Below are 21,440 nucleotides of genomic sequence, written 5' to 3'. Positions count from 1 at the left end.
GGCTATTGCTGACCTGCAGGGTCTCGCCGTCTGTCGTACCGATATCCAATCGGCGCTTGCTCACATCAATCCCGATCCCGTTCATTGCCCGACTCCGTATAGTCTGGAAGGGTCGAGAGCTCCCCCGCTTGCCCAGTCTTATCGCTTCGAGTGTCCAGCTCCAGCAACTGTTCGGGCGGATCAAGGGAGAATCCGGCGTGGGCGCCAAGCTACACGGCGATCGTCGAGATCCAGGCTCATACGGCGGCCCACGCCGGCTCTCGACACCTACGCTGCCAGATTTCCATCAGATAAGGCTCGTAGGCGCCATCCATGGCGCCTGCGGTCCTGCCCACCCACACCGCCCCACCTCTGACACATTCCCGAGAGCTGTCGGAACGGCACGGGGTCGGATCCCGTTGCTGCGCAACGGGCTCCGACCCCAAATGAATATCGATAGCTGACACATTCATCCACGCATGGATCTACTGGCCGCCGGCCAACTGTCAGAGGTGGGGCGGTGTTTCCGGATCAGAGGTTGCCCAGGCGCGCGTTGTCTACCGGGGCAGCCAACCAGCCGGCCAGGTCTTCTCCAATCGCGTTGACGGTGCGGTCCAGCACCGTGCAGGACCCCTTGAAGCCGGCAAAGGCGCCGCCGCGGGACACCCGACGTGCCGTGACCGTTGCGATCTGGCGACCATCCTCAAACAGCACGCCACGCACAGCAGCAGACTTGAAGTGCCCGGTAAAGGCGTTGCCTGCGCTCTGCGCCTCCACCAGTTCAAGCTTGAGCGAGCGCCCATTACCACTGTCGGCACCGACCGGCCCGGACACCAGCGTGTTGCCGTGGCGGATCGCATTTTCGGCCAGCGACTGAGCCAATGTGGTGCCGATGGTGCATTCGGCCTTGATCGCCTCGGCGATGATCGCCGATTCACTGAAAGGTACTGGCTGGACGACGCGGATTTCAGCGGCGGCAGCGGGCAGAACAAGCGTCGCCAGCCCGGCCAAGGCAAGCGGAAGCAGCAGTTTCATGGTGATCCCCTGTAAACCCGGCCTCCCCCTATGGCGGCCGTGGTGGCGCATCCTGACCCGCAGCAGCGGTAAGACGCAAGGCCCGCCCAATCCACGCGTGGCGTGGATCTACCGTGTCGACCAAGGTCGACACCTACCAACAGCACACGGATTCCGGCACCGCCGCGCCATCCCACCGATAGGCAGCTTTCGACGTTGACGTTGCTTCTGCGGGTGCAGGGCGCAGCCCTGCCGGGAAACCCTCAGCGCGGGCGGCGGCGTTTGCGGTCGACGTACAGGGTCTTGATGATGCTCAGCACGATACCCACGCCGATGCCGACACCGCAGCCCAGCAGCAGGTTGTCCAGGGTCAGCCCGACCACGACACCGACGATGGTGGCGATGACCATTTCAACGGTGTGGGAGATCGGCTGCGGCGGGGGAATGGACATGCGGGCTCCAGCGAAAGAAAGGGGTGCGGGTGTAGCGCGGAAACAACGAGGCCGGGTTGCCCCGGCCTCGTCTGCAATCAGCATTGGCCGGCCGTCAGTGCGACTCGGCCGGGCCGGCGATCGGCGGCAGCGGACGGGCGTCGCCACCCTTGTCGTTGCTGCCACCATCCTTGTTGGACTTGTTCCAGCCCATCGGCGGCGGCGGGTCGCGGCCTTCCATGATCGCGTCGATCTGCGGCGCATCGATGGTTTCGTACTGCAGCAGCAGCTGCGACATCGCGTGCAGCTTGTCCAGGTTGGCCGTCATCAGCTCGGTGGTACGCGCATAGGCCTCGTCCAGGATGTTGCGCACTTCCTCGTCGATGCGGCGCGCAGTGTCGTTGGACACGCTCTTGTGCTGGGTGACCGAACGGCCCAGGAACACCTCGTCGTCCTCTTCGCCATAGGCGATCGGGCCGAGCTGGTCGGACAGGCCCCACTTGGTGACCATGTTGCGGGCCATCTTGGTGGCACGCTCGATGTCGTTGGAGGCACCGGTGGTGACCTTGTCGGCACCGAAGATCAGCTCCTCGGCCACGCGACCACCGTACAGCGAGCACAGCTGCGACTTGATCGCCACGCGGTTCATCGAATAGCGGTCGCCTTCCGGCAGGTACATGGTCACACCCAGCGCACGACCGCGCGGAATGATGGTGACCTTGTAGACTGGATCATGCTCGGGCACCAGGCGACCGACGATGGCGTGGCCAGCCTCGTGATACGCGGTGAGGGTCTTCTCTTCCTCGCTCATGGCCATCGAGCGGCGCTCGGCACCCATCAGGATCTTGTCGCGGGCACGGTCGAAGTGGTCCATGCGGACTTCCTTCTCGTTGCCACGCGCGGCGAACAGCGCCGCTTCGTTGCACAGATTGGCCAGGTCGGCACCGGAGAAGCCCGGGGTACCGCGCGCGATCACCATCGGCTCGACGTCGTCGGCCAGCGGCAGCTTGCGCATGTGCACCTTCAGGATGTGCTCGCGGCCCTTCACGTCCGGCAGGCCGACCACGACCTGGCGGTCGAAGCGGCCCGGGCGCAGCAGCGCCGGGTCCAGCACGTCCGGACGGTTGGTCGCGGCGATCACGATCACGCCTTCGCCACCTTCAAAACCGTCCATCTCGACCAGCAGCTGGTTCAGGGTCTGCTCGCGCTCGTCATGGCCGCCACCCAGGCCGGCACCACGGTGGCGACCGACGGCGTCGATTTCGTCGATGAAGATGATGCACGGGGCGTGCTTCTTGGCCTGCTCGAACATGTCGCGCACGCGGCTGGCGCCGACGCCGACGAACATTTCCACGAAATCCGAACCGGAGATCGAGAAGAACGGCACCTTGGCTTCGCCGGCGATGGCCTTGGCCAGCAGCGTCTTGCCGGTACCGGGCGGACCGACCATCAGCACGCCGCGCGGGATCTTGCCGCCCAGCTTGGTGAACTTGGACGGATCACGCAGGAAGTCGACCAGTTCGCCCACTTCTTCCTTGGCTTCGTCGCAGCCTGCAACGTCGGCGAAGGTGACCTTGATCTGGTCTTCGCCCTGCAGCTTGGCGCGCGACTTGCCGAAGGACATGGCGCCCTTGGCACCACCGCCACCGCCCTGCATCTGGCGCATGATGAACAGCCAGAAGCCGATGATCAGGATGACCGGCAGGAAGTTCATCAGGATGGCCGCGAAGGAAATGCCGCTGGACGGCTGTTCCTGCACGATGTCCACGTTCTTGGTACGCAGCACGTTGATCAGGTCGCGATCAGCCGGTGCCGACACCGTGCCGGTCTGGCCGCCACGGGTGGTGTAGGTGATTTCGTTGGTCAGGCCGCGCGAATCGCCACCGAAGGTGACCTTCTGCACATTGCCGCTGTCCACCTGGTCCAGGAACTGCGAATACGATGTGGCCTGCGCCCCGGCCCCGGAGGACTTTGGCGAGAAGCTCTGGAAGACCACCATCAGCACGACGGCGACGACCACCCATAGCAGGAGGTTCTTGGTCAAGTCGTTCATCCTCATTGGCTCCAGCGTTCCTCTTTCAGTGCGGGCATTGCGTTGGGGGTCGAGCTTACGGGTCGAGCTTACTTCATGTGGGCGCGTTTTCCCTGACCCAAGGCGTAGACCTCGGGGGAACGCTTGCGCGACGCTTCCGGCTTGCGGATGGAGACCTTGTCGTACCGACGGCGCATTTCACGCACGTAGTCATCGAAGCCTTCGCCCTGGAACAGCTTGATCAGGAACGCCCCACCGGTCTTGAGGTGGTTGTCGGCGAAATCCAGGGCCAGCTCTGCCAGGTGCATCATCCGCGGCTGGTCGACCGCGCCTACACCACTCTTATTGGGGGCCATGTCCGACAGCACAAGGTCTACCGGCTGATCGCCCAGCATGGCCTCGAACTGCGATAGGACGGTTTCTTCCCTGAAGTCACCGTGAAGGAACTCCACCCCGGCCAGCGGCGGCATGTCCAGGATGTCCAGGGCCAGCACGCGGCCGGTGTCACCAATCTGTCTCCGCACCTGCTGAGACCAGCCACCCGGGGCGGCGCCGAGATCGACCACGACCATGTGCGGCTTCAGCAGCCGGTCACGTTCGAGCAGCTCTTCGAGCTTGTAGGCGGCACGCGAGCGCATGCCTTCGGCCTGCGCCTTCTTCACGAAGGGGTCGGAGAAGTGTTCCTTGAGCCAGCGCTGGCTGCTTTTGCTGCGGGTAGCCATTGGAAATAGGGGGTTACGGGGTCGTCATGATACCCTGATCACCCCATTCAACCGTGTTTTCTGCATGCCCATCGCCCTGACCGCTTCCCAGACCCGTTTCCTGCGCGGCCAAGCCCACGATCTGAAGGCACTGCTGCAGACCGGCGGCAAGGGCATCACGCCCGCGTTCATCGCCGAGCTGAACGAGGTGCTGGAGCGCCACGAACTGGTGAAAGTGAAGGTGGCCGCTGAAGATCGCGACGCCCGCGACGCGATGATCGGCGAGATCGTCGAAGCGACCGAAGCCGCGCTGGTACAGCGTATCGGCCACGTGGCCGTGCTCTACCGCCCGAGCAAGGAACAGCGCCAGATCGTGCTTCCGCGCGGCTGATCGCCCTGCCCCATGCAGCTGAACCACGAACCGCCTGATTACGCTTACAGCCTGCGCGCGGCCGATGGCCGCTCGGCGCGGGTCAACGACCAGTCGCTGTCCAGCAGCTTCTTCCTGACGCCTGAACAGCTGGCAACGGACTGGCCGGTCCTGCGCGCCGCCGATCTGCAGGTGGCCGACCTGGAACCCATCCTGGCCCTGGGCCCGGCGCTGATCGTGCTGGGTACCGGCGATCGTCAGGTATTCCCGCCGGCCGTGGTGATGGCCGCGTGCCTGTCGCGCGGAATCGGCCTGGAAGTGATGAACAATCCGGCCGCCGCACGCACGTTCAACATTCTTGCCGGCGAAGGCCGCAAGGTCGCCGCGGCCTTCATCCTGGAAGGTTGAGGCGGGAGCCGCCGGGCGTGGCCCGGCGCTACCCGTATCTGCCCGCGCTAGCGCGCCGGCAGATACTGCTGCGGGTCGACCGGCTTGCCGTTGTAACGAATCTCGAAGTGCAGCATGTCGCGGTTCGCACCGGTACGGCCCATTTCCGCGATCTGCTCGCCGGCCTTCACGTTCTGCCCTTCGTTCACCAGGCGCTTGCGGTTGTGGCCATACGCCGACAGCCACTGGTCGCTGTGCTTGATGATGATCAGCTCGCCGTAGCCCACCAGGCCTGCGCCGGAGTACACGACCACGCCGTTGGCCGATGCGCGCACCGGGGCCCCGCTGCTGCCTGCAATGTCGACGCCCTGCTTGGTGGCATCGCCAGCCACATAGCGACCCACCACCGCACCGTCGGCCGGCCAGCGCCAGGCAATGCTGCTCTTCACCGGCGTGGCCGGCGCGGCGCTCGGCGCCGTCGAAGGCGTGCTGCCATTGCCGGTGGACGGGCGCGGCGCGGTGACCACCGTGGTGGGCACGCGGCCGCTGCCGGCACCCTGCGGATACAGGCGGATGACCTGCCCCGGATAGATCTGCGACGGGTTGTCCAGGCGGTTCCAGGCAATCAGGTCGGCCGGGGTGATGTCGTGGATACGCGCGAGTGCATAGATGGTGTCGCCCTTGCGCACGACCACGGTCTGCCCCGGCTTGGGCACCGAGGTCTTGGGCGTACTGGCCGCAGCGCTGCTGCCACCGGGGCGGACCACCGTGGCGGTGCCACAGGCAGCCAGCGAGGAAACCAGCAATGCCAGCGCGCCGATGCGCACTCCCTTGCCCAGACCATTTGCATTCATGCGAACTTCGACCTCCATACAAGCCAGGCAACCAGCACCACCACCAGCGCGGTGGCGATCCAGCCCAGCGGTTCAATCCAGCGCCGCAGCGCGGCTTCCGCGCGCGGGCCGCCAATGCGGATCACGGCGGCCAGAACGTACACACGCTTGCCGCGACCGATCAGCATGCTCAAAAGGTATTGCGGCATGGGCACACCGACGATACCCGATGCCCACGTGAAGACCTTCATCGGGATGGGCATGAAGCCACCCAGCACCAGGAAGGTGAACACCGCCCAGGGCGACTCGGCCATCTTGGCCTGCACCGTGGCAATGCCGTCTTCAATGGCCGGCAGCATGCCCAGCATCTCGAACACCGGCTTCACCGCCTCGAAGGCGTAGTGGCCCAGGGCGTAACCGATCACAGCGCCCACCATCGAGCCGGCCAGGCTGAGGGTGGCGAACCACCAGCCACGCTTGGGCTGGGCCACGCACATCGGCGCCAGCATCACTTCCGGCATGACCGGGAAGATGATGGCCTCGAAGAAACTCAAGACGGTCAGATAGGTCGGCGCGCGCTCGTGCGCCGCCCATTTCATCGCCCGCTCGTACAGCGGCCCGAAAATCTTCATGCAACCCTGCTCCCTGGATTCAGTCGAGCATGCCGGACAGCAGCGGCACGAAAGTGACCGGCGCCAGCACGCGTTGTTCGATGCTGCCGTCGGCCTTGCGATCCAGCTGCACCAGCGATTGCCCACCGGGGCCGCCGACCGGCGCCACCAGGCGGCCGCCCACGGCCAACTGCTCGACCAGTGCATCGACCAGCGCCGGTGCGGCCGCGGTAACCACCACGGCGTCGTACGGGCCGTGCTCGGCCCAGCCCACCCGGCCGTCGTCATGCTTGGTGCGGATGTTCATGCCCAGCGCACGGAAGCGCTTGCGCGCCTGCCGCAGCAGATCGCCGATGCGTTCGACCGTGTAGACCTCAAGGCCGACGGCGCCGAGTACGGCGGCCTGGTAGCCCGAGCCGGTGCCCACTTCCAGCACCGTCTTCGGTGCAACCTGCAGCACCGCTTCGGTCATCCGCGCCACCACCCACGGCTGGGAAATGGTCTGGCCGTGGCCGATCGGCAGCGCGGTGTCCTCATAGGCACGCGAGGCCAGGGCTTCATCAATGAACAGATGGCGCGGCACGATGCGGATGGCATTGAGCGTGGCCTCATCGGCAATGCCGACCTCGCGCAGGCGATCGACCAGGCGGTCGCGCACGCGCTGCGAGGTCATGCCGATCCCCACGGCTTCCGGCTGCAGGCGCAGGCGCGGGCTCATGCCGGCTGGTCCAGCGCGGCGCTCAGGCCACCGACCCAGCTGGCCACCTTCTCCAGCGCCTGATACCGGGTCAGGTCGACCTGGATGGGGGTGATCGAAATATGGCCGGTGCGTACCGCGTGGAAATCGGTGCCGGGACCGGAATCCTGCTCGCGACCGGCCGGCCCGATCCAGTACACCTCGTTGCCGCGCGGATCTTTCTGCGCGATGCATCCTTCGGCGCGGTGGCGGTTGCCCAGACGGGTCACTTCGAAGCCCTTCACCTCGCCCCACGGCAGGTCAGGCACGTTCACGTTCAGAATGGTATCGGCCGGCAGCGGGTCGGCCTTCAGCCGGGCCACGATTTCCACCGCCGCACGCGCCGCCGTTTCGAAATGCTTCGGGTCATGGTTGCGGCTGACCAGTGAGACCGCCACTGCCGGCAGGCCCAGGAACCGCCCTTCCATGGCCGCCGAGACCGTGCCGGAGTAGATGACATCGTCGCCCAGGTTGGCGGCATTGTTGATGCCCGACACGACGATATCCGGTTCGAACTCGAGCAGGCCGGTCAGCGCCAGATGCACGCAGTCGGTGGGCGTGCCCGCCACCGAGACGGTGTAGTGGTCGATGCGCTTGAGCCGGATCGGCAGATCCAGCGTCAGTGAATTGCTGGCACCGGACCGGTCGCGGTCGGGGGCAACCACCGTGACTTCATGGCCGGCTTCGCGCAGCACCTGTGCCAGCATCCGGATGCCTGCAGCGTCTACGCCGTCGTCGTTGCTGACCAGGATGCGCATGTTCGATTCAACCGCTTGATTTTCCAAGAATTCGATTCCATCACCTTGCCGCGTGGGCGGGACCGGCAGCCGCCCCCTCGGGAACCGGCGATCTCGCAAGTGCGTCCACTATTGTGCCGCAAGCGGGGCGCCGGTCCTACCCTGCCGGCGGTCACGGACGCGCTTGAAATGCCGTAGGCACCGCATCACCGGCGGTTTACCCTGTGCACATGTCGCACCCAGAAGATGAAGACCCCGCCGCGCTGTTCCGCGCGGCCATCGGCGAAGTCACCCCGCTGCGCAAGGATGCCGAACCGGCGCCTGCCGCGCCTCGGCCGAAACCGCGTGCCCGCATGGCCGAACGCGACGAGCAGGAAGCCGCCGGGGAGTTTGCCCGGCTGCTGCGCGACAGCAGCCCACTGGAGGCGGGCGATACCGCCAGCTACCGGCGTGACACGCTGCCGCCGCGCATGTTCCAGCGGCTCAAGCGCGGCCAGTATTCGGTGCAGGACGAACTGGACCTGCATGGCGCGACTGCCGCGCAGGCCGAAGCGCTGCTGCGCCAGTTCCTGCTGGAAGCGCACGCACATGAGTTCGGTTGCGTGCGCATCATCCACGGCAAGGGGCTGCAGTCTGACGGCGGCGCGCCGGTACTGAAGAACCTCGTGGACCGTCTGTTGCGGCTGCGCAACGATGTGCTGGCGTTTCATTCGGCGCCGGCAGGCCAGGGCGGCACCGGTGCGGTGCTGGTGTTGTTGGCGCGGCGGTGAGGCATTACCCCTGCGAGGCGTCCTCCACCGGACCCAGCTCATGCAGCACCGCCGTGGCGTAGCAGCCCGGTGGCAGCGCGAAGGAAAGTTCGAGCACGTCTTCGGCCAGCCACTGGTGCTGCAGCAACGCCGGGCGCAGGCGCAGCGCGCGCCGCTCCTGCTTCAGGCGCGCATCTTCCAGCCCCGCGCGCAGTGCCCTGGACTCTTCATCATCCAGCGCGCCCAGTTCCAGCGCGCGCGCGGCATCGGTACTGCGCAGTTCGCCCTCGCCCCACAACGGCGCGCTGGGATGGATGTCGAACCGTGCCAAGCGATCGGCCAACGCATCGGTGTACGGTTCCGGACCGAACACGCTGCGGCTGCCATCGAGCATCCACACCTCACCCTGCAGCGGCTGATCCCAGTTGCCCTGCTCCACCCGGGCAGCCAGCACCCGGTTGAACAGCGCCGAACGAGCGGCCGACAGCAGCAACGAGCGCTGGTCCTTGCGCATGCGGCGACCGCCGAACATGGCCAGGGCCGCCGGCACGTTGCCACCGTCGCGACCAAAGCGCTGTTCGCCGAACCAGTTGGGCAGTCCACGGCTGGCGATCTGCTGCAGGCGTTCGCTGATCGCGGCGGCATCGCCCTGCACGTCGCGCAGGACCAGCTTGAAGCGATTGCCGGCCAACGCGCCGCGCTGCAGCTTGCGGTTGTGCCAGGTGGCGTCGAGCACTTCGATCTCATCGCTGGCCAGTGCGGCCAGGTCAGGCGCCACCCGCTTGGGCAGGTGCACGCTGAAACGCTGGGTGGTGACCGCGTGGCGGTCCTTCATGCCAGCATAGCTGACCGCCATTTCCGGCAGGCCGGCCCAGGCCGCCAGCAGCTTGGCCACATGCACCGTGTTGGCGCCGCGCTTGCGGATGTGCAGCAGCAGGTGCTCGCCCTCGCCCGTGGCCTCGAAAGCCGGCAGTTCGTCCACCTGGAAATCTTCCGGCGTGCTGCGGATGCGGGCGCGCAGCAACGGCACACCGAACGCCAACGGCACCGGAATCATGCGGCCACCAGCAGCACCACCGCCTGCGCGGCGATGCCTTCGCCACGCCCGGTGAAGCCCAGCTTCTCCGAGGTGGTGGCCTTCACGCTGACTGCGTCCAGCGGCAGCTGCAACAGGCCGCCGATGCACTCACGCATGGCCAGCGCATGCGGACCGACCTTGGGGCGCTCGCAGATGACGGTGATGTCGGTGTTGCCGACCCGCCAGCCACGCTCGCGCAGCAGGCTGTCGCAGTGGCGCACGAAGTCGCTGCTGTCGGCGCCCTTCCAGCGGTCGTCGCTGGGCGGGAAGTGCTGGCCGATGTCACCCAGCGCAAGCGCGCCCAGCATCGCATCGCACAGCGCGTGCAGGATCACGTCGCCATCGCTGTGGGCCAGCACGCCGCAGCTGTGCGGTACGTTCACGCCGCCAAGCATGATGTGATCGCCTTCACCGAAGGCATGGACGTCATAGCCCTGGCCGATACGGACGGGCGGGAACGGAGCGGTGCTCATGGATGCAACCCTTGCAGCAGGGCCGCGCGGTCACTCAACCGGCGCGGCGGGAAAGTACGAATTCGAAACGGTCCAGGTCGGCCGGCGTGGTGATCTTGAAGTTGTCCTCGCTGCCTTCCACCAGCAGCGGGCGGTGGCCCTGGCGCTCCATGGCCATGGCTTCGTCGGTCACCTCGACATCGGCAGCGGCGGCATCGGCCAGCGCGCGGGCCAGCTGGTGGCGACGGAACAGCTGCGGGGTCAGCGCGCGCCACAGGCGTGCGCGCGGCTCGGTGGCATCGATGCCGCCGTCGTCGCCGGCACGCTTCAAGGTGTCGCGCACCGGCGCGGCCAGGATGGCACCGACCGGGTCGGCACGCCCCACTTCCAGCAGCCGGCCCAGATCGGCCGGCGACAGGTTCGGGCGCGCGGCATCGTGCACCAGCACGAATTCATCGGCGCGCACGCTCTCGGGCAACGCTTGCAGGCCGGCCAGCACCGACGCGGCACGGGTGGCGCCGCCGATGCAGGTCAGCACCGGCTTGCCGGCGAACTCGGTCCAGCCCGGCCAGTCGGCATCATCCTCGCCGATGACCACCATCGCCCCGGCCACCGCCGGGTGCGCCAGCAGCGCATCCAGGGTGTGGGCCAGCAGGATCCTTCCGCCTGCCAGCAGGTACTGCTTGGGCAGCGGCGCGCCGAAGCGGCTGCCGCGGCCCGCCGCTGGCACCACCACCCAGATGGCCGCGCTCATGGCACGTCCGCCGCGTGGTCGCCCGTCTGTGCAGCCACCGGCGCAGCCGCCGGCGGACGCGAGGCGGCGTCCTCCACCACGCGGTAGAACTTCTCGCCGGGCTTGATCATGCCCAGCTCGCTGCGAGCGCGCTCTTCGATGGCGGCCTGGCCTTCCTTCAGGTCCTTCACTTCGGCAGCCAGCGCATCGTTGCGCTGCTGCAGACCCTCGTTGTCCCGCTCCTGGTTGGCGACCTGGGCTTCGAGCATCATCACTTCACCCGAATTGCCCGGGCCGAACCAGAAACGGTACTGCAGCCATGCCAGCAGCAGGGCCAGCACCAGCAGCAGCCAGCGCCAATCGCGCATGGGCTCAGCGCTTCAGCGAAACGAACGCGTCACGACCGGCGTAACGCGCGCCGGCGCCGAGGGCTTCCTCGATGCGCAGCAGCTGGTTGTACTTGGCCACGCGATCGCTGCGGCACAGCGAACCGGTCTTGATCTGGGTCGCGGTGGTGGCAACCGAGATGTCGGCGATGGTGGTGTCTTCGGTTTCGCCCGAACGGTGCGAGACCACGGCGGCGTAGCCGGCACGGTCGGCCATGGCGATCGCTTCCAGGGTTTCGCTGAGCGTACCGATCTGGTTGACCTTGATCAGGATCGCGTTGGCGGTGCCCGAATCGATGCCTTCCTGGAAGATCTTCGGGTTGGTGACGAACAGATCGTCGCCCACCAGCTGCACCTGCTTGCCGATGCGGTCGGTCAGCAGCTTCCAGCCGGCCCAGTCGTTCTCGGCCAGGCCATCTTCGATCGTGATGATCGGGTACTGCGCGGCCCAGTCGGCGAGGAAGTCGACGAACTGCTCGGAGGTCAGGCGCTTGTTCTCGCCCACCAGGTTGTACTTGCCGTTCTCGAAGAATTCGCTGGAGGCCACGTCCAGGCCCAGCAGCACGTCTTCACCGGCGGTGTAGCCGGCCTTGCCGATGGCTTCCAGGATGGTGTCCAGCGCTTCGACGTTGCTGCGGAAGTCCGGCGCGAAGCCGCCTTCGTCGCCCACGGCGGTGCTCAGGCCGTGGCCCTTCAGCACCGACTTCAGCGAATGGAAGATTTCGGTGCCGGCGCGCAGCGCTTCGGAGAACGAGGTGAAGCCGACCGGCAGCACCATGAACTCCTGGAAGTCGACGTTGTTGTCGGCATGCGCACCGCCGTTGATGATGTTCATCATCGGCACCGGCAGCGACGGCGTGGCGCCGGTCTTGCTGGCCAGGTACTGCCACAGGGCCTGCTTGCTGGATGCGGCGGCAGCGTGCGCGGCAGCCATGGAAACACCCAGCAGCGCGTTGGCGCCCAGGCGACCCTTGTTCTCGGTGCCGTCCAGATCGATCAGGCGACGGTCCAGGCCGGCCTGGTCGGTGGCTTCAAAGCCCTTCAGCGCGTTGGCGATGGCGCCATTGACGTTGTCGACGGCCTTGCGCACGCCCTTGCCCAGGTAACGGGTCTTGTCGCCGTCACGCAGTTCCACCGCTTCCTTGGTGCCGGTCGAGGCGCCGGAGGGAACCGCGGCGCGACCGAACGAACCGTCCTCCAGGATGACTTCGGCTTCCAGTGTGGGGTTGCCACGACTGTCGAGGATTTCACGGGCGTGGATGCTGCGGATCGTACTCATGAGCGGACCGGTTACCTGTCTGGAGGAGGGAATGCGACAAATGTGAAATGCCGCGTGATTATCCCCGGCTGCCCGCCGCTTGCCAAATGGTGTCGTCGGCCACGACCGGATCGCCCCCCTGCGCCAGCAGCGGCACCGCGATCAGCATGCCGAGCAGCGCCAGCAGCAACGCCGCCACCGCAGCCTTGCCACGGCCACGCTGCGTGCGCCAGGCCAGTACCGAGGCCACGCCACTGCCGAGCGCGGACAGCGCCAGCACGGCCATCGCCAGCATCAGGAGCCACTGCTTCGAGGCCAGCGCGTGGCTGCCGTCGCCCGGCATGCCGATCGCAGACAGGAAGACCATGAGCCCGGCACCCAGGGCGGCCCAGGCGAGCACGGCAAGACCCAGCGCGTAGGTGCCCCAGGGCCAGGGTCGGCGCGGTCTACGCGCGGGAGAGGTCGGGCTGGTCATCTGAATGGGTACCGCATGAATGGGCGCAGGGGCCACGGGCGAATCATCACAGCTGGGCAAGCAGCATCCACGCCAGCAGGATGGAAGGCACGACCAGCAGCACCGCGGCCAGCGCAGCGGCGACGCGCGCGCGTTGCAGGCGCCAGCCCAGCACCGTGCTTGCGGTACTTGCCGCATACATCACGGCAGCCGCGCAGAAGGCAACCTTGAACATCGTGGCCTGCCAGTGCGGGGCCGCGCCATCGCCAGGCATGCGCATGCCGGCAGCGCCCAGCAACACGGCGTAGCCGAATGCCGCCCAGGTGAGCAGACCCAGCGCCAGCGCCACCCAGCCCCACGGCCAGCTGCGCCAATGCCGCCGGCGACGCTGGGCTTCCAGCGCCGCCCACGGGTCCAGACTCACGCGAAGCGCGAGAAACCGTGCTTCTTGGTCACCGCATCGAGCTCCATCAGGGTCTCCAGCAGTGCTTCCATCTGGTCCAGCGGCCACGCATTGGGGCCATCGGACAGCGCCTTGGACGGGTCCGGATGGGTTTCGGCGAACAGGCCGGAAATGCCCACCGCCACGGCAGCGCGCGCCAGCACCGGCACGTGTTCACGCTGGCCACCGGAACTGGTGCCCTGCCCGCCCGGCAGCTGCACCGAATGGGTGGCGTCGAACACCACCGGGCAGCCGGTGTCACGCATCACCGCCAGCGAACGCATGTCGCTGACCAGGTTGTTGTAGCCGAAGCTGGCGCCACGCTCGCAGACCATGATCTGCTCGTTGCCGGTGGACTTGGCCTTCTCGACCACCGGCTTCATGTCCCACGGCGCCAGGAATTGGCCCTTCTTGATGTTGACCGGCTTGCCGGCCGCACACACCTTGCGGATGAAATCGGTCTGGCGGACCAGGAACGCCGGGGTCTGCAGCACATCCACCACCGAGGCCACTTCGTCCATCGGGGTGTATTCGTGCACGTCGGTCAGCACCGGCACGCCGATCTGCTTCTTCACTTCGGCCAGCACCTTCAGGCCCTCTTCCATGCCCGGGCCGCGGAAGGCCGTGCCCGAGGTACGGTTGGCCTTGTCGAAGCTCGACTTGAAGATGAAGTTGACGCCAAGCTTGTCGGTGATCTCCTTCAGCTTGCCGGCGGTATCGAGCTGCAGCTGCATCGACTCGATCACGCAGGGGCCGGCGATCAGGAACAGGGGCTGGTCCAGCCCGACCTCGAATCCACACAGTTTCATGGCGTTTCCTTGTTGGTCCGCGCGCCGGGCAAGCCAGCGCGCTGGGGTTGAAGCATGCAGGATGGGGGCCGAAGCCCCCCTTCACAAGTCAGGCGCGGGCTTCGGCCAGCAGTGCGCCGCCGGCCTTGCGCTCACGCGCGGCACGGATGAAGCCGATGAACAGCGGGTGGCCGTCGCGCGGCGTGGACAGGAATTCCGGGTGCGCCTGGCAGGCCAGGAACCACGGGTGCGCATCACGCGGCAGCTCGACGACTTCCACCAGGGTGTCGTCCATCGACTTGCCCGAGATCACCAGGCCCGCATCTTCCAGCTGGGTGCGGTAGCGGTTGTTGAACTCATAACGGTGGCGGTGGCGCTCGGAGACCACGTCCTTGCCGTACAGCTCGCGGGCCAGGGTGCCCGGCTTCAGGCGCTGCTCCTGCAGGCCCAGGCGCATGGTGCCGCCCAGGTCGCTCTTGTCGTCGCGCTTTTCGACATCACCGGTGGCGGTGCGCCATTCGGTGATCAGGCCGATCACCGGGTCCGGCGACTGGCGGTCGTTCTCGGTGCTGTTGGCCTGCTCCAGGCCCAGCACGTGGCGTGCGTAGTCCACCACCGCGGCCTGCATGCCGTAGCAGATGCCGAAGTACGGCACGCTGTTCTGGCGCGCGAACTGCGAGGTGAGCACCTTGCCTTCGAAGCCACGGTCACCGAAGCCACCCGGCACCAGGATGCCGTCGACGTCGGCCAGGGCGGCCATGTCGGTGCCTTCCAGGTCCTGCGCTTCCAGCCACTTCAGGTTCACCTTGGTGCGCTGGCGCAGGCCACCGTGCTTGAGCGCTTCACCCACCGACTTGTAGGCGTCCTGATGGTCGACGTACTTGCCGACCACGGCGATGGTCACTTCATCCAGCGGGTGCAGGGTCGCGTCGACCGCGTCCTCCCACATCGACAGGTCGACCGGACCGACCTTGTCGGCCAGCTTCAGCTGGTTGACCACGATCTCGTCCAGGCCCTGCGCGTGCAGGCCCGACGGAATGCGGTACAGCACGTCCACGTCCGGCACGCTGATGACCGCGCGCTCGGAAACGTTGGTGAACTGGGCGATCTTGCGGCGCTCCGAATCGGGCACGGCCTGCTCGGAACGGCACAGCAGCACGTCCGGTTGGATGCCGATCGAACGCAGTTCCTTCACCGAATGCTGGGTCGGCTTGGTCTTCAGTTCACCGGCGGCGCCGATGTAGGGCACCAGGGTGAGGTGCATGAACAGCGCCTTCTCCGGGCCGCGCTCGGTGCGCACCTGGCGGATGGCCTCCAGGAACGGCAGCGACTCGATGTCGCCGACCGTGCCGCCGATCTCGACCAGGGCCACGTCGTAGCCCTCGGTGGCTTCGTCGATGCAGCGGCGGATCTCGTCGGTGATGTGCGGAATGACCTGCACGGTCGCGCCCAGGTAGTCGCCGCGGCGCTCCTTGCGGATCACGTTCTCGTAGATGCGACCGGTGGTGACCGAGTTCTTGCGGCTCAGGCGGGTACGTACGAAGCGCTCGTAGTGGCCCAGGTCGAGGTCGGTCTCGGCGCCGTCGTCGGTGACGTAGACCTCACCGTGCTGGAACGGGCTCATCGTACCCGGGTCCACGTTGATGTACGGGTCGAGCTTCATCATCGTGACCTTCAGGCCACGCGCTTCAAGAATGGCGGCCAGCGACGCAGCGGCAATGCCTTTGCCGAGCGAGGACACCACGCCGCCGGTTACGAAAATCAAGGGAGTCATGGCTGCAAGCATCCTGTCTGGAAATGGAAAACGGCAGCACCACGCCTGCCCGGGGGGCAGACAGGGTGCAGAAAGGGGGTTTTCCGGTTCGCTGGGACAGCGAGGGAGGCGCGGACCTGGCCGGCGGCTGGCACCGGGCGGGAACCTTCGTGCGAGGTCGGGGCGGCCGTGCCGGCCATTTCGACCGTCACCTGCGACCCGCATTGCTGGAGGCCAGACCTGGCCCTTCCAGCCCATTCGCAAAGGGTGGACACGCACTTACTCCCGGAAAGCCATAGTTTACAGATAGAAGGCCCCCAACCCAAGGGGCAGATGGCGGCACGGGCAAAAGAAAACGCCCCGCAATGCGGGGCGTTCAGGATCAGAACCCTTGTACCAAGGGCCTTGGGAGCGAAAGCCTTAACGCTTCTTCCGCGCTTCCTCTTCCTCTTCCTGCTGCGGGACCGGCTGGCCCTTGGCCTTCATTTCGGCGTTGGCCTGGGCCCGGCGCTTGGCCTTGGCATCGGCTTCGGACTGCGCGGCCTTGTCGGCCTGGTCGTTCTGCTGCGGGGCCGGCTGGCCGGCGTTCTGCGCCATGACCAGGGGCACGGCAACGGCGGCGGCGGCCAGGATCGCAATGGTCAGCAACTTCTTCATGGAGTCCTCCTCGCGGTATCGCTTCGACATGGGGGTGCCGGCGTCTGGATTCCAGCGATGCCCATTTTACCCCCTTGTGGCGGCCGAGGCTGAACCGCAGGCGTGCAAAATCGCGTTCCAGACCGCACACTTGCGCGTCGCTCCAAGCTTCCGAACATAGATGAACGCCCGCTATAACGCCGCCGATATTGAAGTCCTGTCCGGCCTTGACCCGGTCAAGCGCCGTCCCGGCATGTATACCGACACCGCGCGCCCGAACCATCTGGCGCAGGAAGTGATCGACAACTCGGTGGACGAGGCGCTGGCCGGCCATGCCCGCTCCATCGAGATCACCCTGTACAAGGATGGCAGCGTGGAAGTCAGCGATGACGGCCGCGGCATGCCGGTGGACATCCACCCGGAAGAAAAGATTCCCGGCGTGGAGCTGATCCTGACCCGCCTGCATGCGGGCGGCAAGTTCAGCAACAACAACTACACCTTCTCCGGCGGCCTGCACGGCGTGGGCGTGAGCGTGGTCAACGCGCTGTCCACCCTGGTGGAAGTGCACATCAAGCGCGAAGGCGCCGAGCACCGCATCACCTTCCGCAACGGCGACCGCGCTACCCCGCTGGAAGTGGTCGGCACGGTCGGCAAGAAGAACACCGGTACCCGCGTACGCTTCTGGCCCGACCCGAAGTACTTCGACACGCCCAAGTTCGCCGTGCGGGCGCTCAAGCACCTGCTGCGCGCCAAGGCCGTGCTGTGCCCGGGCCTGACCGTGAAGCTGACCGACGAGGCCACAGGCGAAGTCGACACCTGGTACTACGAAGACGGCCTGCGCGATTACCTGAAGCTGGAACTGGGCGAGCGCGAATCGCTGCCGGCCGACCTGTTCGTGGGCAACCTGAAAAAGGACACCGAAGTGGTGGACTGGGCCGTGGCCTGGCTGCCGGAAGGTGAACTGGTACAGGAAAGCTACGTCAACCTGATTCCCACCGCCCAGCACGGCACCCACGTGAACGGCCTGCGCACCGGCCTGACCGAGGCGCTGCGCGAGTTCTGCGATTTCCGCAACCTGCTGCCGCGCGGCGTCAAGCTGGCCCCGGAAGACGTGTGGGACCGCGTTTCCTTCGTGCTGTCGCTGAAGATGACCGACCCGCAGTTCAGCGGCCAGACCAAGGAACGCCTGTCCTCCCGCCAGGCCGCCGGCTTCGTCGAAGGCGCCGCCCACGATGCCTTCAGCCTGCTGCTGAACCAGAACGTGGAGCTGGGCGAGAAGATCGCGCAGATCGCCATCGAACGCGCCAGTGCCCGCCTGAAGACCGAAAAGCTGGTGGTGCGCAAGAAGGTCACCCAGGGCCCGGCCCTGCCCGGCAAGCTGGCCGACTGCATCAGCCAGGACCTGTCGCGCACCGAACTGTTCCTGGTGGAAGGTGATTCGGCAGGCGGCAGTGCCAAGCAGGCGCGCGACAAGGATTTCCAGGCCATCATGCCGCTGCGCGGCAAGATCCTGAACACCTGGGAAGTGTCGTCCAACAGCGTGCTGGCCTCCGAAGAAGTGCACAACCTGGCCATCGCCATCGGCTGTGACCCGGGCAAGGATGACATCAGCGGCCTGCGCTACGGCAAGGTGGTGATCCTGGCCGACGCCGACTCCGACGGCCTGCACATCGCCACCCTGCTGACCGCACTGTTCCTGAAGCACTTCCCGGCGTTGGTCGATGCCGGCCACGTGTTCGTGGCGATGCCGCCGCTGTTCCGCATCGACGTGGGCAAGCAGGTGTTCTACGCGCTGGACGAGGAAGAGAAGCGTTCCATGCTGGACAAGATCGAGCGCGAGAAGATCAAGGGCGCGGTGAACGTGACCCGCTTCAAGGGCCTGGGTGAAATGAATCCGCCGCAGCTGCGTGAATCCACCATCCACCCCGACACGCGCCGACTGGTGCAGTTGACCGTGGACGATGGCGAGCAGACCCGCTCGTTGATGGACATGCTGCTGGCCAAGAAGCGCGCGAGCGATCGCAAGGGCTGGCTGGAAAGCAAGGGCGACCTGGCTTCGCTGGAAGCCTGATCCTGGCGCGGGGTCGGATCCGGTTGCGCAGCAACGGGCTCTGACCCCAGCTTCCCGGCTCCGGGGTCAAAGCCGTTTCCTTTGGAAAGGGATCCACCCCGCCCTTCCGCCGCCATCGGCAAAGCCGGCAGCGCGATAATGCGCGTTCACCCGCGCGGACCACCGTATTGCCCAGCCACTCGCTGCTGTTTCCGGGCCTGCCGCTGCACAGCGCACGCCTGGTCCTGAGCCCGATCCGCCGCGACGACGCCGCCGCGCTCTATGCCCTGCAGTCCGATGCGGAGGTGATGCGCTGGTGGAACCACCCGGCCTGGACCCGCCCGGCCGAAGCGCGTGCGCAGATAGACGATGACCTGGCCGCACAGGCCACCGGCACCCAGCTGAAGCTGGCCGTGCGCGAATCGATCGAGGGCCCGCTGCTGGGCATCTGCGTGGTGTTCGCGCTGGACCGTGATGCACGGCGGGCCGAGATTGGTTACCTGCTGGCACCGGCACAGCAGGGCCAGGGCTACATGCATGAAGCGCTGCAGCGGCTGCTGGATTACCTGTTCCAGACGCTGCGGCTGCATCGCGTGGAAGCCGAGCTCGATCCGCGCAATGCGCGCTCGGCACACGTGCTGGAACGACTGGGTTTCGCCCGCGAAGGCCTGCTGCGGCAGCGCTGGCGCATCCAGGGCGAACTGGCCGATTCGGTGGTGTACGGCCTGCTGGCCGACGACGACCGCGCCCCGCGACCGGCTTGACCGAATCTGGCCGCAACGCTGGCCGCAACGGCGTGCGCGGGCGGGCCATGCCTTTGGACACATACCGCGCGCGGCGTGGCGACCTAGCATCGCAGTCCCCTTCCGCTACCGCTCTGGTGCCATGAAGTTCCTGCTGCATACTGCCGCGCTCTGCGCCGGCCTGCTCGTTGCCCCGGCCAGCGCCTACGCCGCGCCTGCTGCCGACGCCGCCGAAACCAAGGCCCCTGCCACCGAAGCGGCGGCCCTGCCCGCCGATGCATCGGTGCGGCAGAGCATGCGCTTGGGCGGTCGCACGCTGGATTACACCGCCAGCGTCGGCACCCTGCCGGTACGCGATGACAAGGGCAAGGTGATTGCCGATGTGGTCTTCACTGCCTACACGATGCCCGGCAAAGACCGCCCGGTCACCTTCGCCCTCAACGGCGGTCCCGGTGCCTCGTCGGTCTACCTCAACCTGGGTGCGATCGGCCCGAAGGTGGTCACCTTCGGTTCGGAAGGCGACAGTGCATCGGCACCGGCCACCCTGCATGACAACCCGGGCACCTGGCTGGACTTCACCGACCTGGTGTTCATCGATCCGGTCGGCACCGGCTTCAGCCGCGCGCGCATCGGCGACGACGAGGCGAAGAAGCAGCTGTACACCCCCAGCGCCGACGTCGAGTACCTGTCACGCACCATCTACGACTGGCTGCTGCGCAACCAGCGCATGGCCTCGCGCAAGTACCTGACCGGTGAAAGCTACGGTGGCTACCGCGGCCCGCGCATCACCCACTATCTGCAGACCCGGCTGGGCGTGGCGATGAACGGCCTGGTGCTGGTGTCGCCCTACCTGAGCCCGACCCTGGAAGACAACGCCGATGTCTCGCCGCTGGCATGGATGCAGACCCTGCCGTCCATTGCCGCCGCGCACCTGGAGCGGCAGGGCAAGCTGACCGATGCGGCCATGCGCGAGGTGGTCGAATACACCCGTGGCGACTATGCCAGCGCCCTGATGAAGGGCCGCAGCGATCCGCAGGCCACCGAAGCGATGCTGCGTCGGGTGAGTGAGCTGACCGGGCTGGACCCGCAGTTCGTGCGCCGCGCCGGCGGGCGGCTGGAAACGCAGGCGTACCTGCGCGAGGTGTTCCGTGACAAGGGCACGCTGGGCAGCCGCTACGATTCCAACGTGACCGCCTTCGATCCGTTCCCGAATGATCCCGAGCAGCGCGCCAACGACCCGCTGCTGGACAGCATCATCGCGCCGACCACCACGGCCATGGTCGACTTCGTGACCCGCGTAGTGGGCTGGAAGGTGGATGCGCGCTACCAGGCACTGAACTACGACGTGAACCGGCTGTGGGACCGCAATGGCGACCTGCGCCAGGGGGCGGTGACCCAGCTGCGCCAGGCGGTGGCGATCGACCCGCACCTGCAGGTGCTGATCGTGCATGGCTGGAACGACCTGTCGTGCCCGTTCATGGGTTCGATCCTGACGGTGGACCAGATGCCGGCGATGGGCAGCAACCCGGACCGGGTGCAGGTGCGCAGCTATCCCGGCGGGCATATGTTCTACAGCCGGGCGGACAGCCAGGCCGCGTTCCGTCGCGATGTGCAGGCTCTGTTCCAGCGCAACTGAGGGGGGTTGCAGGCCGGGCCTGCGGCCCGGCACCCGCTGAAGGCAACAGCAACGGCAACGGCAAAAGCCTGCATCTCGCGGGGGCGGCGGGATGGGGTGGGCAGGCGGGGGGACGGCAAAAACTGCTCCTGCGTGCCGCGTAGAGCGCCTTGCTCGTGTGCGCTGTCCTGCGCACACGGCAAGACCGGGGTTGGGCGTCCTGCCCAACCCGCCCGACGCATGCCCCGGGCCCATGGCGCTCTGCGCCCCCGCCAGCCCATCCCACCCCGCCGCTGACACTTTCCGGGCGCTGTTGGTGGGTGCCGACCGTTGGTCGGCACGGGCTCTTACCCTCGTTCTGCTCTGGTAGGTGTCGACCTTGGTCGACACGATGGGACCGGATGAATCGTTTCTCCCATGAAAAAGCCCGCCGGAATCCGGCGGGCTTTTTCTGTTTCCGGGGGGGCAGATC

Annotated in this window: 24 protein-coding genes; 6 read left to right on the top strand and 18 right to left on the bottom strand. The window is 66.7% G+C overall.

The window, feature by feature from the left end:
* Positions 1-510: 510 nt before the first annotated feature.
* The 4 genes from C1922_RS07790 to rlmE form a co-directional block, all read right to left on the bottom strand.
* Positions 511-1,014, bottom strand: coding sequence for a hypothetical protein (locus tag C1922_RS07790; protein WP_108749240.1), 504 nt, complete (start codon positions 1,012-1,014; stop codon positions 511-513).
* Positions 1,015-1,256: 242 nt separating this feature from the next.
* Entirely contained in the window at positions 1,257-1,445 is a 189-nt protein-coding gene (locus tag C1922_RS07785; protein WP_108749239.1) for a hypothetical protein, read from the bottom strand.
* Between the two features lie 94 nt (positions 1,446-1,539).
* Positions 1,540-3,477, bottom strand: coding sequence for an ATP-dependent zinc metalloprotease FtsH (gene ftsH / locus C1922_RS07780; RefSeq protein ID WP_164271596.1), 1,938 nt, complete (start codon positions 3,475-3,477; stop codon positions 1,540-1,542).
* A 68-nt stretch (positions 3,478-3,545) separates the two neighbouring features.
* Positions 3,546-4,178: a 23S rRNA (uridine(2552)-2'-O)-methyltransferase RlmE gene (rlmE, locus tag C1922_RS07775; protein ID WP_008265654.1), complete on the bottom strand. Its 633-nt coding sequence runs from the start codon at positions 4,176-4,178 to the stop codon at positions 3,546-3,548.
* 64 nt (positions 4,179-4,242) lie between these two features.
* Here rlmE and yhbY point away from each other — a divergent pair, with 64 nt between their 5' ends.
* On the top strand, positions 4,243-4,548 hold the full coding sequence (gene yhbY / locus C1922_RS07770; RefSeq protein ID WP_108749237.1) for a ribosome assembly RNA-binding protein YhbY: 306 nt from the start codon (positions 4,243-4,245) through the stop codon (positions 4,546-4,548).
* A gap of 12 nt (positions 4,549-4,560) precedes the next feature.
* Positions 4,561-4,935: an Mth938-like domain-containing protein gene (locus C1922_RS07765; protein WP_108749236.1), complete on the top strand. Its 375-nt coding sequence runs from the start codon at positions 4,561-4,563 to the stop codon at positions 4,933-4,935.
* A 47-nt stretch (positions 4,936-4,982) separates the two neighbouring features.
* Here C1922_RS07765 and C1922_RS07760 read toward each other — a convergent pair whose 3' ends face one another.
* The 4 genes from C1922_RS07760 to surE are packed head-to-tail and all read right to left on the bottom strand — an operon-like array spanning position 4,983 to position 7,852.
* Entirely contained in the window at positions 4,983-5,768 is a 786-nt protein-coding gene (locus C1922_RS07760; protein ID WP_108749235.1) for a peptidoglycan DD-metalloendopeptidase family protein, read from the bottom strand.
* Positions 5,765-6,379, bottom strand: coding sequence for a YqaA family protein (locus tag C1922_RS07755; protein ID WP_108749234.1), 615 nt, complete (start codon positions 6,377-6,379; stop codon positions 5,765-5,767). Before C1922_RS07755 ends, C1922_RS07760 begins: the two co-directional genes overlap by 4 nt.
* A gap of 19 nt (positions 6,380-6,398) precedes the next feature.
* Positions 6,399-7,076: a protein-L-isoaspartate(D-aspartate) O-methyltransferase gene (locus C1922_RS07750; RefSeq protein WP_108749233.1), complete on the bottom strand. Its 678-nt coding sequence runs from the start codon at positions 7,074-7,076 to the stop codon at positions 6,399-6,401.
* On the bottom strand, positions 7,073-7,852 hold the full coding sequence (surE, locus tag C1922_RS07745) for a 5'/3'-nucleotidase SurE (protein ID WP_108749232.1): 780 nt from the start codon (positions 7,850-7,852) through the stop codon (positions 7,073-7,075). The genes C1922_RS07750 and surE overlap by 4 nt, the downstream gene beginning before the upstream one ends.
* Positions 7,853-8,061: 209 nt before the next feature.
* Here surE and C1922_RS07740 point away from each other — a divergent pair, with 209 nt between their 5' ends.
* A complete protein-coding gene (locus C1922_RS07740) occupies positions 8,062-8,601 on the top strand; it encodes a Smr/MutS family protein (RefSeq protein WP_108749231.1) in 540 nt (179 codons plus the stop codon).
* A gap of 4 nt (positions 8,602-8,605) precedes the next feature.
* Here C1922_RS07740 and truD read toward each other — a convergent pair whose 3' ends face one another.
* The 10 genes from truD to C1922_RS07690 all read right to left on the bottom strand — a co-directional run bounded on the left by truD (position 8,606) and on the right by C1922_RS07690 (position 16,581).
* Positions 8,606-9,637, bottom strand: coding sequence for a tRNA pseudouridine(13) synthase TruD (truD, locus tag C1922_RS07735; RefSeq protein ID WP_108749230.1), 1,032 nt, complete (start codon positions 9,635-9,637; stop codon positions 8,606-8,608).
* On the bottom strand, positions 9,634-10,131 hold the full coding sequence (ispF, locus tag C1922_RS07730) for a 2-C-methyl-D-erythritol 2,4-cyclodiphosphate synthase (protein ID WP_108749229.1): 498 nt from the start codon (positions 10,129-10,131) through the stop codon (positions 9,634-9,636). The genes truD and ispF overlap by 4 nt, the downstream gene beginning before the upstream one ends.
* A gap of 34 nt (positions 10,132-10,165) precedes the next feature.
* A complete protein-coding gene (gene ispD / locus C1922_RS07725; protein WP_108749228.1) occupies positions 10,166-10,864 on the bottom strand; it encodes a 2-C-methyl-D-erythritol 4-phosphate cytidylyltransferase in 699 nt (232 codons plus the stop codon).
* Complete coding sequence (gene ftsB / locus C1922_RS07720; protein ID WP_108749227.1) at positions 10,861-11,211, bottom strand: cell division protein FtsB; 351 nt, start codon at positions 11,209-11,211, stop codon at positions 10,861-10,863. Before ftsB ends, ispD begins: the two co-directional genes overlap by 4 nt.
* A gap of 4 nt (positions 11,212-11,215) precedes the next feature.
* Positions 11,216-12,508 carry a phosphopyruvate hydratase gene (gene eno / locus C1922_RS07715; RefSeq protein WP_108749226.1) on the bottom strand — a complete coding sequence of 431 codons (1,293 nt, stop codon included), beginning with the start codon at positions 12,506-12,508 and terminating at the stop codon, positions 11,216-11,218.
* A gap of 58 nt (positions 12,509-12,566) precedes the next feature.
* A complete protein-coding gene (locus C1922_RS07710; protein WP_159091888.1) occupies positions 12,567-12,962 on the bottom strand; it encodes a hypothetical protein in 396 nt (131 codons plus the stop codon).
* 46 nt (positions 12,963-13,008) lie between these two features.
* Positions 13,009-13,365 carry a hypothetical protein gene (locus C1922_RS07705; RefSeq protein WP_108749224.1) on the bottom strand — a complete coding sequence of 119 codons (357 nt, stop codon included), beginning with the start codon at positions 13,363-13,365 and terminating at the stop codon, positions 13,009-13,011.
* Positions 13,362-14,192 carry a 3-deoxy-8-phosphooctulonate synthase gene (gene kdsA / locus C1922_RS07700; protein WP_108749223.1) on the bottom strand — a complete coding sequence of 277 codons (831 nt, stop codon included), beginning with the start codon at positions 14,190-14,192 and terminating at the stop codon, positions 13,362-13,364. Before kdsA ends, C1922_RS07705 begins: the two co-directional genes overlap by 4 nt.
* A gap of 88 nt (positions 14,193-14,280) precedes the next feature.
* On the bottom strand, positions 14,281-15,945 hold the full coding sequence (locus C1922_RS07695; protein ID WP_108749222.1) for a CTP synthase: 1,665 nt from the start codon (positions 15,943-15,945) through the stop codon (positions 14,281-14,283).
* Between the two features lie 399 nt (positions 15,946-16,344).
* Positions 16,345-16,581 carry a hypothetical protein gene (locus tag C1922_RS07690; protein ID WP_108751520.1) on the bottom strand — a complete coding sequence of 79 codons (237 nt, stop codon included), beginning with the start codon at positions 16,579-16,581 and terminating at the stop codon, positions 16,345-16,347.
* 160 nt (positions 16,582-16,741) lie between these two features.
* Here C1922_RS07690 and parE point away from each other — a divergent pair, with 160 nt between their 5' ends.
* The 3 genes from parE to C1922_RS07675 all read left to right on the top strand — a co-directional run bounded on the left by parE (position 16,742) and on the right by C1922_RS07675 (position 20,989).
* Complete coding sequence (parE, locus tag C1922_RS07685; RefSeq protein WP_108749221.1) at positions 16,742-18,631, top strand: DNA topoisomerase IV subunit B; 1,890 nt, start codon at positions 16,742-16,744, stop codon at positions 18,629-18,631.
* Positions 18,632-18,798: 167 nt separating this feature from the next.
* The gene (locus tag C1922_RS07680) at positions 18,799-19,374 is read left to right on the top strand and encodes a GNAT family protein (protein ID WP_108749220.1); all 576 of its coding nucleotides are present in this window, start codon (positions 18,799-18,801) and stop codon (positions 19,372-19,374) included.
* A gap of 121 nt (positions 19,375-19,495) precedes the next feature.
* Positions 19,496-20,989, top strand: a complete 1,494-nt coding sequence (locus C1922_RS07675; protein WP_108749219.1) for a S10 family peptidase — start codon at positions 19,496-19,498, stop codon at positions 20,987-20,989.
* Positions 20,990-21,440: the final 451 nt, after the last annotated feature.

Origin of the sequence: Stenotrophomonas sp. ZAC14D2_NAIMI4_7 (assembly GCF_003086675.1) — a bacterium.
Taxonomy (GTDB): domain Bacteria; phylum Pseudomonadota; class Gammaproteobacteria; order Xanthomonadales; family Xanthomonadaceae; genus Stenotrophomonas.
This window is presented reverse-complemented; position numbering and strand designations above follow the sequence as displayed.